The sequence below is a fragment of the Barnesiella sp. WM24 genome (genome assembly GCF_004570975.1).
Classification (GTDB): domain Bacteria; phylum Bacteroidota; class Bacteroidia; order Bacteroidales; family Muribaculaceae; genus Muribaculum.
Window position 1 is genome coordinate 137,676 of the sequence record NZ_SPPC01000001.1, and the last position, 15,135, is coordinate 152,810.

Annotated in this window: 12 protein-coding genes; 9 read left to right on the plus strand and 3 right to left on the minus strand. The window is 41.6% G+C overall.

All coding sequences use genetic code 11. The annotated features are described in order from the left end of the window. Window positions 1-379 precede the first annotated feature (379 nt). Window positions 380-553, plus strand: coding sequence for a tyrosine-type recombinase/integrase (locus tag E4T81_RS16040; protein WP_371683025.1), 174 nt, complete (start codon window positions 380-382; stop codon window positions 551-553). A 184-nt stretch (window positions 554-737) separates the two neighbouring features. On the opposite strand, the gene E4T81_RS00615 is transcribed toward E4T81_RS16040, so the two are convergent. After that, window positions 738-1,355, minus strand: a complete 618-nt coding sequence (locus E4T81_RS00615) for a hypothetical protein (RefSeq protein ID WP_135040519.1) — start codon at window positions 1,353-1,355, stop codon at window positions 738-740. A 208-nt stretch (window positions 1,356-1,563) separates the two neighbouring features. Here E4T81_RS00615 and E4T81_RS00620 point away from each other — a divergent pair, with 208 nt between their 5' ends. The 3 genes from E4T81_RS00620 (at window position 1,564) to E4T81_RS00630 (ending at window position 4,378) form a co-directional block, all read left to right on the plus strand. Further along, entirely contained in the window at window positions 1,564-1,815 is a 252-nt protein-coding gene (locus tag E4T81_RS00620) for a helix-turn-helix domain-containing protein (protein WP_135040521.1), read from the plus strand. A gap of 49 nt (window positions 1,816-1,864) precedes the next feature. Continuing rightward, window positions 1,865-2,734: an arginase family protein gene (locus E4T81_RS00625; RefSeq protein WP_135040523.1), complete on the plus strand. Its 870-nt coding sequence runs from the start codon at window positions 1,865-1,867 to the stop codon at window positions 2,732-2,734. A gap of 291 nt (window positions 2,735-3,025) precedes the next feature. Further along, window positions 3,026-4,378, plus strand: coding sequence for a hypothetical protein (locus tag E4T81_RS00630; RefSeq protein WP_135040524.1), 1,353 nt, complete (start codon window positions 3,026-3,028; stop codon window positions 4,376-4,378). A 67-nt stretch (window positions 4,379-4,445) separates the two neighbouring features. On the opposite strand, the gene E4T81_RS00635 is transcribed toward E4T81_RS00630, so the two are convergent. Together E4T81_RS00635 and E4T81_RS00640 are read right to left on the minus strand one after the other, a co-directional pair. After that, window positions 4,446-4,973, minus strand: coding sequence for a GNAT family N-acetyltransferase (locus tag E4T81_RS00635; RefSeq protein WP_245206979.1), 528 nt, complete (start codon window positions 4,971-4,973; stop codon window positions 4,446-4,448). After that, a complete protein-coding gene (locus tag E4T81_RS00640) occupies window positions 4,970-5,299 on the minus strand; it encodes a hypothetical protein (RefSeq protein ID WP_135040529.1) in 330 nt (109 codons plus the stop codon). The genes E4T81_RS00635 and E4T81_RS00640 overlap by 4 nt, the downstream gene beginning before the upstream one ends. A gap of 558 nt (window positions 5,300-5,857) precedes the next feature. Between E4T81_RS00640 and E4T81_RS00645 the strand changes: the two genes are divergently transcribed. From E4T81_RS00645 to E4T81_RS00665, 5 genes are read left to right on the plus strand one after another with little or no spacing between them, the layout of a single operon-like run. Next, window positions 5,858-7,177 (plus strand): hypothetical protein, encoded by a 1,320-nt coding sequence (locus tag E4T81_RS00645; protein ID WP_135040531.1) that lies wholly within the window; start codon window positions 5,858-5,860, stop codon window positions 7,175-7,177. Between the two features lie 16 nt (window positions 7,178-7,193). Next, window positions 7,194-7,535 (plus strand): hypothetical protein, encoded by a 342-nt coding sequence (locus E4T81_RS00650; RefSeq protein ID WP_135040534.1) that lies wholly within the window; start codon window positions 7,194-7,196, stop codon window positions 7,533-7,535. Between the two features lie 17 nt (window positions 7,536-7,552). Further along, window positions 7,553-9,223: a hypothetical protein gene (locus tag E4T81_RS00655; protein WP_135040536.1), complete on the plus strand. Its 1,671-nt coding sequence runs from the start codon at window positions 7,553-7,555 to the stop codon at window positions 9,221-9,223. A gap of 2 nt (window positions 9,224-9,225) precedes the next feature. Then, window positions 9,226-13,140, plus strand: a complete 3,915-nt coding sequence (locus E4T81_RS00660) for a hypothetical protein (RefSeq protein ID WP_135040538.1) — start codon at window positions 9,226-9,228, stop codon at window positions 13,138-13,140. After that, entirely contained in the window at window positions 13,137-15,128 is a 1,992-nt protein-coding gene (locus E4T81_RS00665) for a hypothetical protein (protein ID WP_135040540.1), read from the plus strand. The genes E4T81_RS00660 and E4T81_RS00665 overlap by 4 nt, the downstream gene beginning before the upstream one ends. Window positions 15,129-15,135 lie beyond the last annotated feature (7 nt).

Here is a 15,135-nt window from a genome sequence, read left to right on the forward strand (position 1 = left end):
GTCACTGTTGTCGGTTTGGCAAATGCGGCTTGTAACGATTTAAGTAGCAGACGGTTAACTACTTACAAACGTAGAAAATGCACGTCACTTGTACGGATTAGAATTATACCCATCTGTATATCAATAAATTAACCGCTTCTGCATCGGAAGCGGCAGTGACATTCTGCATTGCGGAGAGCATTGGGCTATCGCCCGATGGCGGCTACTGTATGCGCATCCGCACACAGAAGACAAAGACACAGGCGACATTGCCGTGAGCGATGAAGCATTGTCATATTGCGGTGAAGATGGACGTGGGATGGGATTCAAAGGGTTGAGCTGTGCCGACACTCTCTAACCGTTCAAGAAATGCCTCAAAGATGCCGGTATCAAGAAGAAAATCACCTTTCACGGACTCCGTCACACTTACGCTACACTCCTGATTACCAACGGCACTGACATCTACACCGTCAGCAAAATGCTTACGCATAAAAACGTTGTCACGACTCAGATCTACGCCGAAGTCATAAATTATAAGAAACGCGATGCCGCCAACTCAATCACCATCAAATAAACTTTAACATGCGTAAACAATATATTTGTAGGACAAACATACGCCAAGAGCGTAAGCTGCAATATCATTGTTGAGTGTTTGACTCGAACAGGGCATACCAAGTTGATTAGAAAATATGAAAGTCCATAACTTGCTGATTCGGCATCGAAGTTATGGACTCTATGGGGTTAGCGAAAAGGTGCAGTTAATTTTCGTACATAGGATCTAAATATTTTGGTTCTGACTTTTCAGATTTAAGACAATTTTCGGGGTGTATACCGAAACAATAGAACACTGTTGTTTTTTCATCTCGGTCATTGGGATTAAGAACACGAACCCCATATTCTCCTTCTTGAGCCGGAAATGTTAATATGTATGATGACTTACCATATTTTTTTCCATTGAAGTTTATATACTCCATATTGCCTTCTGAAACATTCCCCAGCCAATTTACGTTGGCTAATTCAGTTTTACGCTCTTTTTTCTTTTCCTCAAACTTTACTAATTGTATAAAGGTTGTAGGGTCTGTCTCATTGTCTTTGCATCTAACAACTAATGTGATTGTTCCTGTCTGAGGAATTTGAGTGGTTGCTCTGCCATTTTTGAGTACGGCCTTTCTGCGTATATTACCTATGCCAACTAGAAGTCGACCAGCGGAAGCAGATGTTTTTACTTGAGGGATTGATTTTTCAGTTGGAATTGAGAGCGTATCACCGTCAACTTTTAAGACTGCAACTTCTCCTGCCCATTCCGGCTCAAATTTCTGAGCCGAAGCGAACAAGCCCAACGCGATAAAGAAACTTAATAGAATGTACTTTTTCATAAAAACTGTCTAAATATTGAATAGCTACGCAAAAATAATTATAATCTGCGAAAAATTAGTGGAATACTTCAAAATTGTTGGCTTAAATTCACAAATTACTTCGCTAAGGTAAACTTTTTCGTTAATTTTGGCATTATAATAACGAATTATGGAACAGAATAAAGGACTCCGAAAAATGAATTGCTGAACTTTCGACGAACTTCTTGATATGGAGTACGGCGAAAAAGGAACGCCTAGCCGCAATGAGTTTGAGAAGGATGCTCAAATATTTTGCTTAGCAACCACCTTGAAAGAGGAAAGGCAAAAAGCCGGACTTACACAACAAGAGTTAGCAGAGCGTATCGGCACAAAGAAAACCTATATCTCCCGTCTTGAAAACGGCAAAGCCGATGTTCAGCTCAATACCCTCTTCCGAATTTTTGAGGAACTTGGCAGACGGGTATCGCTAACTATTTTATAATAACATCCAAAATCGCCTCCAAAAAAAACAATATACAAACTTAAATAATATGGAAAACAGAACTATAAGGTTGATTTATCCACAGTGGCAAGGTGCTGATATTGCACGGTGGATTCCCCAATTAGCTCCGGATGATGCCTCAAGAGGATATTACCTTGGCTCGATGCTGCTTGAATTTCTTGCTCCCAAATCGGATTGCGAGACGTTCCGTGTTCCTGTATCTACTGATATTTCAAAAAGAGTTGTTAAGGACGGAGTATTAGACCGTGATGCCCTTGTATTACAGACAAAGGCGGCACTTGACACCTTGAAGATTGCAAATCCGGATAAGGTTGTGACTCTCGGTGGAGAGTGTTCGGTCAGTGTGCCCGTCTTTACATATCTGGCGGATAAATACAGTGATGATGTAGTGGTGGTTTGGGTTGATGCCCACCCCGACATCACATTGCCCGGCGATGATTATACCGGGTATCATGCAATGGCATTGTCAGCTATCATGGGAAAAGGTGATGAGAGTATTATCAGACAACTTCCGGCTAAAGTCTCTCTCGATCGAATCTGCCTCGCAGGACTAAGGGAGTGCGAATATCCTTACATTGAAAAACGAGTGGACGATTTTGGCTTAGCACATTTTTCCCCAGCAGAGCTTGCGTCCAATAGCGAACCCATTATCGACTGGTTACGCAAAAGCAATGTATCGAAAGTAATGATTCACTTCGATATGGACGTTATGGACCCTTCCGATATTCTTGCAGCAGTAGCCGACGGACCCGAAGGAGGATTAAAACTTACGGAAGTTGTCCGCCTCATCAATGACATTGCCCGCGAGAAAGAGCTTGTGGCATTGACAGTGGCAGAGCCTATGCCTCGCCTGGCAATACGCCTCAAACAGATGCTTTCGGAGCTACCACTATTATAGAACCAATTGACCTTCATAATCTTCCACGACCAACCTTACGACAACGGTAAGATTGGTCGTGTTTATACCCTTAACATATCATATAATAAATATTATTGCCCGATTTTAGCCATGATATGATATATTGCTATAAGATTAACAAAGCCCCAATATCTGGTTTCTTATGAACAAATCGCGGGGTTAAATTGTCTATATTGGTGATAAAATATTTTAATTCCACTTTTTATACATCTAAAAATGACAGAGATGCCCCCGCGATTGAGGAACACACTTCCCCCTACCAGGGACAAAATGATTATCTGGAGTGCAGTAGTTGCCGGATGCGGCATTATGGCTCTGCTTGGCAGACATGCCGCCATTCACCGTTTTGGCACCGACCTATTTACCGGCAATGTACTCTTTGCCGTTTTCTTTGTCCTCTCAATCGGTCTTTATTGCGGTTTCCAATCGGTAATCGAAGACGTGTTCAACCGCCTTTCGGCTCTTTTTCGCCGCCGTGAAGTCATGGCTATTGCCGAGACTCCGACCGGTGAAAAGGTCTCGGTATCCACGACAGATGTACAAGAAATACAGGAACAATGCTCAGAGCCGATTCAAGAAACTGCTTGTGTAGCAGAGAGCAAAGGAGAATCGAAAGTCGCCATTCCCATGAATGAAAACCGACCGTTTGAGGTATTGGAAATTGTAGACGATATGCGTCATATACGTTTCCCTGATGGAGAAGAGGCTTATGTAGGCATGGAATTATCTGACGATGAGATTATGATTGAGAAATCATATAATGATTCGAGAGACTATGATGCTGAACTTGAGGAAGCATACAACGTATATCTTGACTCTATGACTGATGAGGAGCGTTATGACCATGAGCATGGAGTTACCCGCATTCAAAAGAAGCGGGAATATGATGAAGATGTAGGTTTCTTCTCATCGGTATGCATTCAGGATGTCCACAAGAATCCGGATGGGTCCACTTTGATAGAGGAAACAGAGCAAGAGGTTTACGTTACTCCAGATGGGTCGGTGTATTATCTTGAGGACATGGGTCCAATTTGTGATTTTTATGAGAAACATAAAGACAATATCGAATCGCATGAGGAGATAATGACACGAAAGCAGCGATGTGATGAGGCGTTTAACGAACTAAAACGTCACGAAGAACTATATAATCTTGAACAAGTGTCGTTTATCTGTGCATATATCACACATACGATGGAACAGTTCATGGAGTCTCACGAACTGGACAAACTACACAATAATGCGAAAATTTGGACAGTCAATCCGTTAGCCCAGTTCGATGCTGTTCAGCTACGGAGCAATCACCTGTCAAAAGAAGACTTGAAACATCTTGGCTATAATGTCGGGAAATTCCTGAAACTGAAAGGCGAAAACATCGCCTTATTCATCAAGAATGTATTTGCTGAAAGTTTCGGCACCGTGCAGGTGGGAACTATTATTGCGAAACTTGCCGATAGGAATCCGGGGAAAGACCGCATTCCTTTACTCTCTGCCAAAGAAATGAATTATCTTTTCGAGCATTATAAACGCTATAAGACCATTAATCTCGACATTATTCCCAAGAGACTGGCTGAGGAAGAGGTTAAAGCCAAATTAGAGGCAGCTAAAAAGAAGAATAGGAAATAATAAGGGAACTTTCCGGTATAGTATCGGCGAATAGCCGCGACTTTTGTCATGGTTATTCGCCCTTTTGTTATAAATCAAGCTTATAAAGCACATGAACACACAGCGGAGAATCATCAGACAGATTAGGATGCCTGAACTCTCCGGCCTTTACCATTCCAATCTTCTGCATCACACGCTCTGACGTGGCATTTATCTTGGAGGTGAAAGAAAACAGCCTTTCAATTCCCGCAATCTTTGCCAGACTCAGCACAGCTTTGGCGGCTTCGGTTGCATATCCCTGATTGTGATAATCAGCGGCAAGACGCCACCCTATTTCAACGCCTGGAGTGAAGTCGGCATCAAAACCTATTTCATGCAGTCCAACATATCCGATAAACTCACCTGTGGATTTTATTTCCACTGCATATAATCCCCAGCCTTTAAAGTCAAACTCATTCTGAATACGATTGTAGAAAGCCTCTGCCTCAGCATCACTCAGTGTTGCCGGGAAATAGCGCATAACACGTGAATCCTTGTTCATATTGGCGAACAAAGGTAAATCCCCCTGCTTCCACGAGCGAAGAATCAATCGGCCTGTTTCGATGTAGTTCATTATTTCTCAAATTGAGATTCGATATAAGCAAACAACTCAGGATTGTTACACATCGGATGTTGAAGACTTTTACCTCCTTTGAAGCCATGTAATTTCAAAACTGATTCATCAAGTTTCTCTCCTGTATATTCCTCTATCGCCTTTAATCTCCAAGTCATGTGCATTGGCGGAGTTTCAATCCAATAATTGCCGTCAGCACGCAGTTCCTCAGCTACAACTTCTGTTTTATAAATAATTTTACGCTCCTTAGAGCTGAAGACTATATGTTTCTCAACATATTTCTTTGTTAGATTAAAATTTCGTATTACATTTGCAGTTGCAGACCGCATCGCAGGAGCCCCGGTCTGGGGTTTAGAGAGGCGGGATGCAGAGACATAATATAAAGCGTTTACTCGACGCTTGATTCTTGACTATCGGGAATTCTCGCAAAATTCACATTGGAGTCAGGGATGAAGCAACGGTAGATGCCCGTGGATATGTATTATATTGTATTCAGCAGTGTACTCCGTGAGGAGCTATCGCTGAATACACTTGACACATATTCAAGCGTGGGCTTCTGCGTTGCCGTCCAACTCCAATAGGCAATGCGAGAAGCCTCCGATAGTGGGACGAGCAACAAGTACAGACAACTCACGCTTTTTTCGTACCCGCTCGAATCAGGAGATGTCTATAGAGCACAAAACAATAAACCAGTCGTGGCTCGCAGGTCATCACATACTTCTTCATCTCGCCGTTCTCGCAATGGCAAAAAGAATAGTTCAACTTCAAGATTTTTAATCATTGGAGGCTCAATCTGTGTAATAGCAATCATTGGTCTCTTGGTCTGGTTCCTCACAAGAACTCCTTCATATACATTTCAACGCTCCCAGCTTGACAAGTACGTCGAGATGACTCAGAACGTGCATTTGCTGAATGATGGCGCATCGGTGTATGTTGATATGTCAGACGGCATGAATTACGCATACTCTACCCCTGGAAGCAAGGAGATGCTTCAAGCAATTATAAATAAACTTGCAGCAAACCAAGCTATCAAGTTCTATGGATTAGCTGATGAGAAAATAACTCCATTGGATTATTCTCATACGCAACTTTATAATTATATGCTTAATCGTAACAGCTATGATAAACAGAAAGCTCCGATTGAAGCCACATTGCAAAAAATAATATCCGAGAACCAACCGGCACTCCTTATGACCGATTTTGAAGAATATAAGGGGCAGGTTATAGAACAAGCCGCTTACGCAAAAAAATATTTCATTACATGGCTTGCTAATGGTAATAACATAACCTTTTACAAATGGGACTTTGTGGAAAAAGGGAAAGCCAAGCATATGTTCTTGGCTGTATTTGATGATAATGCCAATCGGCTAAATTCATTAGTTACAAATGCAGTTATTATGACGGCTCCTAATACCGAGAGATACGTTCTCGGGAGCCGCAATTTTGCTTATCCTACCAGTACGCAATATATATCCTTAAAACAAGGGGGTAACTACCATAATAACGATGGTGTCGATGTTGTAACAGCTGTAATGGAAAATGGAGGATCTAATGACTACATAAGTTATGCCAAACCTTATGCCACTGAAAATGGAGCTCCCGGTCAGTTCGCACCCTTAGACATATCTCTTGGCGCATACGCAGAATACTATCCACTTGGTGTAAATTGGACTGATGCCATTGCTAATGCCAAACGTATGCAGGAAGCCGGAATTCCAGATGACATCAAATATGACCATCTGTTAAGTGACTTGTATATTGATTTCGGAGCTCAAAACGGTTTCAATATTGAAAATGTAGAAGTCCGCGTTTTTGATATGTGTGAAACCATGATGACAATTTCAGCGAAAGGAGACTCTATAAAAATAGAAGAAATAGAACGAATTGATAAGCCCGAAGTTAATATGTTCCTTACAGCATCAATGCATGATGGTAAAGGTTTGCCTATTGGCTGGAAAGAAATAACTGTTGATTTTGACAATCTTTTTAATGGCACATTTATCGGGGGCATCAATCCCACAAATCTATTTAGAGCCAACATTGTCATCTCAAAAGCCACTCCAAATATAGCTGAAGTAAACAACTTCTTTGGCTGGCCCGGGAATCCATCGTTAGCCAATTCTATTAAAGAAACATTGACCGCAGGTTCATCAAATCCTCAAGGTCGTATTCTTTATACATATTATATAAAAACCATATCTGAATAAATAAAACACTTACCATATGGAACAAGTATCAATCACATCTGCCTATATGTGGGCAATCGTAATCATGGTGTCATTTTTTCTGCTCGCCGTGATAATCTCAAACCTCATTCTGTTTAAACCAAACAATCCAGGAACCACAACTCGCAGAATTTGTTTTTGGGTACTGTGTGTTGCAACTGGTGTCGTTGGATTTATAATCAACTTCGCCATTGGCGAAGGCATTACAGTTCCGGTCATACAAAGCAATTACTTCATGCACTCAGGAATAGCTGCCGGTGTTTGTGTTGTTGTTTACATTCTCATCGGTTTTGTTGTCAGCAAACTTTTCCCCAACTCTAAAGTTGGCACGTGGTTCTAACGCACAAAGAGAAATAAATGAACGATAAAGTATTCCTAATATCCATCGGCGGTACCGGAATGAGGTGCCTTGAATCTTTCGTGCATTTATGCGCGGCCGGACTATTTGATAACCATACCATTGAGATTCTTACTCTTGATACCGACCAAAATAATGGTAATAAGGATCGAGTCGAGAGTCTGATAGGGCTCTACAACAAAGTTAAAACAAACGACGCATCGAATCAGGGTGGAGAACAACGCAGTAATACGTTCTTCTCTGCCAAGTTAAACTTATATAGATTTTTTACTGACTATTCTTCACCGAATAGGCAAACCCTACATGCTTTGGCATCAACTAAAAATCTTACCGACGAACAGCGACAAGACAACCAAGACCTTTCAGACCTCCTGTTTGAACGAGATTCAGTTCAGCAATTCAAACTTGATCATGGATACAGAGCACAAACTCATCTTGGCTCAATGCTCATGTATCATGGTATAATTGAAGCTGCAATAAACGCCAAAAAAGGCGGAGATGCTGTAAAGACACAAGAGAAAGAACTTGCCAGATATCTTGAACTTCTCAATAAACACGCTGCAACCGCACGAGTATTTGTTTTCGGAAGTGTATTTGGAGGAACTGGCGCTTCATCTATACCAGTAATACCTATCGCAATAAGTGAAGCCCTTAAAATCCTTACAGGCGGTAACAATGAGTTAAACCTGAAAAAAGTTCTTTTCGGATCTACTCTTTTAACCGACTACTTCACATTCAAAACGCCTACAACTCAGCAACTGACTATAGATAAAATCATTGCTGACGCCAATAATTTTGCTCTAAACTCTCAAGCAGCTTTAAGTTTCTATAATGATGATACAACCGTAAAGAAGACTTATAAGCGTATGTACCACATTGGCTGGCCGAGCAGTTTGAAAATAAACTATTCAGATGGTAAATCCGGGAATGTGGTTACAGGAGGGCATGAACAGCGAAACGATTGTCATGTTGCAGAGTTGATGTGTGCAGTTGCTGCATATGACTTCTTTAACGAAGATCGTGCAAAGCTTGAAAAAATAGGCGAAGCCGAGTACGATTTTAGAACAGTTGCAGTCGATGACAATGGCAATATGCAATTGTCTGGAGCAAGTTTTGTGGGGGCTGAACGCGGTGAAGTATTCGAGAATAAACTCGGAGCCTTACTATCCTTGGCTCACATTATATTGTCAAAATTTGAAGGTGCGCACGAAGGCACCTGTGGAACCGCTCAGTTGCTTAATTATCTCGACTCGGCAAAATTCACTAATTTCAACGAACTTTCTGATGCACAATGCGCCGAGATAGATGAGTATCTCAAGGAATTTGGATACAAATTCGTTAAGAGCAGCGTCGTATTCGGGTGGATATACCAAGTATTCAAATCAGTAGGTGCCGGGAAATTTATTTTTGCTCCTGAAGCATTTATTACAGACATCAACGGTCTACATAACATTGACCCCGGAACCATCTTCGCAGATGAAGCTCATCACTGGGACAAATCAGGTGTAGCTGTGCTAAATTCTTCATCAGACAGGCGTTTCAATACACTTATAAGCCTACTCAAGAGTGAAGATACAATCCCCGATGAGGCACAAGCAACAACTCTTAAAGAGGAGTTTCTCGCACAAATGTATAATGCGGTTACTATTGCTCAACATTTTAACGAATAACTATGGCAGAAAAATCGCTTACAATAGATGTGAACACATCAGCCATTCCTTCTGGTGATCTCAATAAATGGAAGGAGTTGGGCAATACCTCTGTGTTCATCAAAAATATAATCACACCACAATTAAGCAAACATACAAATGTCGGTCAACTCGTGTCCGGCATCCCGACTGCTTTCGCTCGCGTTGACTTGTTCAAAACAGCGCTTGACCATGTTGCGACAAGTGGAGGTGATACTACCACGAATAATCTTGTTGGCTATTATAGTCAATTAGTTGACGAATGGAAAGGTCTTATTGCTTGTATGGCACTCGATTATGCACATATCAGCGTAAGAAAAATCGCACTCTCATACAGCGATGGCAAAGATGTCGCAAAAACAAATAATGTTTACGAGCCTAAAGGTGCATTTGGAAATATGCTTCTTCGCCGTAGAAATCGTTGGTGCGACCAAAATCTTACTGACAATCAGACAGCGACTCCGTTTATTAACGTAATAAAATATAGGAACACGGTTGTCGGTGCCACTGCTCCTGAATCGTTATTGTTCACATCCACAGGCTACAAATGTGATGCATCAGATGAACGCCCATGGATTGATGTCTTAACGGGTAAATTCATTGACCCTTTAAAATCATCAATGAAACCCATGCAAGTCGCGACCTTACATGCCTATGTTAGTCATATCCTGCAAGGATTAGGCGAAGCAGAGGAATATTATAAGTCGCTTCCTGCCGGGGAAGGTGTTAATTATATCTCAATACGCACTTTACTCAACTCTTGGAAACAAGAAATTGAAGAACGTGCTGCAAGAGATGGATTTGAACTTTCTATTGGCAGTACTCCTCCTGTGAGTGCAGCTTTTGGTGGACCTTTTGAGAAACTATTCTGTCATAAGGATATTCTCAATGGCGTTGAAGGTGTCATTTCGGAAACAGAAATGAACGGAGGTGTAGAATTCGATCCCAAAAATCTCTTGCTCGAAGATAATGCTCATATCGCCAAACTTGACTTAAATATTAGTGCGACAGAATTTAAGAATCTTCCAATTCTTGTTCTGACAGCCGACGTCAAGGGGATGCATGACAAAGCATATTTTGCACTTCCATTAAGTGCTCAAGGCTTAAACGTTTTTGGAAAAAATGTTGCCACCTTGGTTGGAATGTCTGGCTCATCGAGTGCAATTGCATCAACCCTTAAAGCGACATATGACCCGTCTGTGCGCACAGATAACCTTGAAGTAATCCTTACTTTGGTTACTGACTCTGGCATACGTAGACAGTTCAAGAAAGTATATACTTCCGATGGAGAAATCAAAAATAAGGATATTTTAATTTGGCCTAATTTCGTTTCTCCACAATGGAATGCCTACTTTATGTATAACGAACTGCCTCACAACGGCACCAGTACGTCATATCGTGCTTTTCCATTCGTCGGTGATATGCAAGGCGACTATTTCCGAATTGTCGTTGATAGAGAGCAAGCTCCTGTTCTCCTAAGTCGCGACGGAAGAATAGTTGCGCCAGACAGGGTTGTCAAATCGGAGCTATTGGTTCTTTCTGATGAAGCAGTTGCAGACAACCCTTACAAATACGAGATATATCGCTCAAACAAGCCGTTCAAAGGGGTAAGACTTCTTTCTCCTACCGGCAACGAAGGTGGCTATCTTCTCATAAACTATAGTTCTGCTCAAGGCGCGAACTTACCTCATGATTGGATGCGCCCCGGTGCTCACTCATCGTTGAATCCTGTCCGTTTGGGAATTGACTTTGGAAGTACCAATACATCAATCGCATATTCGAGCGACAGCACTCAGGAACAAGGATTTTCGTTTGGGAATCAGCGTGTTTCACTAATGGGGAATGAACTTCCCGGGAAGCCGTTATTCCCTCGTGAGAATCAAGTTTTCTTTTTTCAAGGTGCAGGTCCGAGCGTTATGTCAAACGCTATCAAGAGCGTGTTGACTATTCATGATAATCGTCGCTTGCCTGCACTTAAAACTGGCGAAACACTCAAAATGAGGAACGAGCGTGAAGTCGTAGGCGGTTTCCCAAGCTTTGCTGATAATCTTCCGTTCTCCAATTCCGAAAAGAATAAAATCACTTTGTTCTATCCTAATGGGGTTGGAGAAGTTACCCAAATCCATAATATGAAATGGGAGGACACCGATGATGATAAAGCTCATAAGAGTGCATTCTTGCGGACTCTTATGCTTCAAGTTTATGCTACGCTGTTTGCCCAGGGTTTAGTACCTAATAGCATAAAATGGTCTTATCCATCTGCGATGGCGGGGCAACTTCTGTATTCATATCAGAGTATTTGGGAGACGCTAAAATCGATTTCACCGGTTTTGAAAGAAAACGGCGAAAGATACGAGTTAAATGTTAGCCGCTATACTGATACCCGTTCGTTAGGAACCGATATTGGTACCGGGGTGTTTGGTACAGTGGGGCAAACATCAACCGGTTCCGAAAGTGGTTTTGGTGGCGGTTTCGGAGGCGGCTTCGGCAGTATAGATTCTTCCTTCGGGGGCGGTTTTGGAAGTAAGGGTTCCTCGGACTTCGGAGGCAGTTTCGGCGGAGATTTTGGCAGTGACAACTCTTTCGATGATAATGTTGGATTTGGTGCACTGGAAAACAAAGCTCCTGCCGAAGAGAACTCGTCTGAGGATTTTATGCCCGATAACCCGGACAAAGAGGTGTCGTATGATCCGGAGCCTCTATACACGATGACGAATGCAAATTCAAATCCGAGCCTATCAGAAGCGGAAGCAGTTGCCAATTTCATTTCGGTGAAATATGGCACTGAAACCAACGTCTTAAATCTTTGCTTTGATGTCGGTGGTAGTACCACCGATATATCGGCTTTATTCTACCTTAAGAATGGAGTCACTATGATAAAGCAAAATTCATTGCGTTTTGCTGCTCAACGTGTATCACAATCTGTTGCAAAATTTCCTCAATTCAAGAAGGTTTTAAGCTCCATTTGTGCCGAATACAAAATCCAAATGGTTGGACTTAATTTCGGTAATGACACATACAATGAGCATACAGCGCCATACTTCTTCGATCAAATCGTTAATCGTCTTAACGATAATCAACTGGAACATCTATATCGGCGCATTGCAGCTGATTGTCCTCAGCTAATGTGCGTTAACATGTATGTAACCGGTCTTTTGATGTTCTATGCCGGGCAAGTCGCACACAAACTTATTGATGATCTGAATAAGACTCCTGAGACCGAATGGCCTGCTCGTCGCAAACCTAATGTCCGTGTTACGTTTGCAGGTAAAGGCTCCCGACTTTTCCAATGGCTTAATACCATTAATTCTGCAGCAGCTAAGCAATATTATGGACAGATGTTCGTAATGGGATATGGTAAAAACCATCTAATGGAAACCCTCGCTGGATGGCAACATATTGAACTGCCTCAGCTTCATGATACTAATATCAAATATGAAGTATCGAAAGGCTTAGCCAAGGGAGATACCATTCTTCAGCGTCCACGTACTCAGCAGCCTTCCGAAATTATCGGAGAGTCAGGATTTGAGTTGACCGGTAATGACAATATACCTCGGCCAATAGAGTTTACCAACTCCATTACTCCTGCGATGCTTGGCCAAATTGGTGTACGTCTTCGTGCCGATAACACTAAATCTCAAGCCGATAAATTCACTGAATTTTGTAGCTTCTTCTATCAAGCCGCTCGCCAACTCTTTAATTGGTCGGTTAATCCAGCCGAGCTTGAGGTCGCCTGTCGTGATATGAACATTTCGGGTTATGTACAGAATATGCCGGAATTCCGTTCGGCAAGACGAGAAGCACAGGAGGGCGGTAAACCTTTCAGCTTCGTTGCTCCTATCATTATCCTTGAGGGTATGAAATTCTATGAAAACACGTTGTTGAGACTATTAAGATGAACGGAGACAGCTATAAAATAATCATATCCATATCTCACCATCGCATTTCCTTTGAATACTGGCAACGCGATGGTGAGAACAAACTTGTATCGCTCCCTAATGGAAATTGGCCCGCCCCATTGGCTTTCTATTGCTCCGATACAGGTATTGTAATTGGGGATGATGCTGTCCGTGCAGCCCATTCTGGAACCACTAACGCTTTCGATAATTACTTTGAACGATTAGTGGAGGATAGCACATATACTATTGGAGGTCAAACTCGTCCAATTAGGAATCTATTGCTAGATGCATCGGAATCTATTTTTCGAGATTTTTTCCGTCATGTCTTGTTTAATAGATTTGGCTCTTTGAGCGACAATCGGGCTAATATGCCTCTGACAATTGTATGTGAGTCAGACATAAAGCCTAATGAAAGAGCCTTACTTCATGGTTTATTCAAGGACAGCGGATATAATCGAGTCAGAGTCGTTGATTATGATTGTTATATAAATAGATATATTAATGAATCCTTATCTAACGAATATGTCTGCGACAAAGTCGTGGTCGCTTGGGCAGAAGGTGCTGATTTAACGTTCTCTATATTCGGTGTGAATAATGATTTCGCTCCCATTGTCAAAAGTTTTGAAAACTTAGGAATTGATCCGCGAAAGAAGTATGTTGAGAAGATGATATGGGAAAGGGTTATAGGTCAGAATCCATGGCTCCAAAAGTCAGATGAAGAAGATGCAATAAGTAAAGCTGCATCCGACTTTTTAAGTTCATCGCTGCCATTGGTCAATGATACAATCTTGCTTTCCGACGGGCAGCAATACCATTATAGCCTTAATAGGAACACAATAGACTATATCCAAAATTCTGACGTAGTATCTATAAAGGACACTTTGGAACAATTCCTTAAAGAGAATGGAATTATAAATCGTTCAAGGGTTCTTCTTCTGCTGCGTGGAATTGTTGCCGGTAATTCATATTTTGAACAAAATCTTAGCCCCGGATTTTCAAAAACTATTAGGACAGATAAAAAACTTCGAGATAACACGATGAACCTCATTATCTCTGAAGTAGTTCCTATGTTTGAACCTGAGACAATTATTGTTGAATCTCCCGTTGATGTTAATCCTCCGCGGGAAAGCGACAATCAAATTAAAATAAAGGAAATTTCAAAGAAATGGAGACTGGTTAAGGCCGAGGCCAATGGAAAGCAGCGTGGTGGACAGCCCGACATGGCACTACAGATGCTTAAGGACTTTCTTTCTGAATGTCAAGCCATATCAGGAGTTGATAATGTAATCGCAGAAATTTCTACTGAAATTGCGAAATATAATATCACTCAAGCACCAGTTGTCAATCATAATTCAATTAAATCATTTGAACGGCAATGGCGAGAGATTAAGGCTACAGCGAAAGGAAAAGTCAGGTCGGGAAATTTATCTGATGCTCGTTCCATTCTTCAAAGTTTTCTCAATTCTTTGGAAAAGGAACCAGGAACAGACAGTCTTATTAGCTCCGTTCAAAACGAACTTTCATTGATTGCCGCTGATGAACCTAAGCGATCTAAATCCAGGCATAAAGATGGTGACATTCACCCTAACGGCAAATGGGTTTGGGTTGCTTCTGCGGCTAACGGAAATGGTGACTGGCGCGTTATTGATGGAAGAATTCACAATCAGACCAAGCAATATAAAGAATCCGCCAGAGAAAAGAATAACGATGGAGATTCTTTAATAGCACAAGGTAAACTCAAGGAAGCTCGCGATTGGTATAGGAGCCAAAACAACAACGTTATGGCTCGTATACTTTCTGACATAATACGTTCTCAAAAAGGCGTGGAATTAAGGAAAGCCGCTATCGAAGAATATAGAAAATCAAAAAATCGCGAACAAATTTCCCGTATCATCAAAGAGATTGAAGAATATATAGATTTATGCGAAAAAGCTGGTCTCAATTCTTCTGAATATAAAAAACTGCTTGCAGACTACCGAAAAATATAATCATATA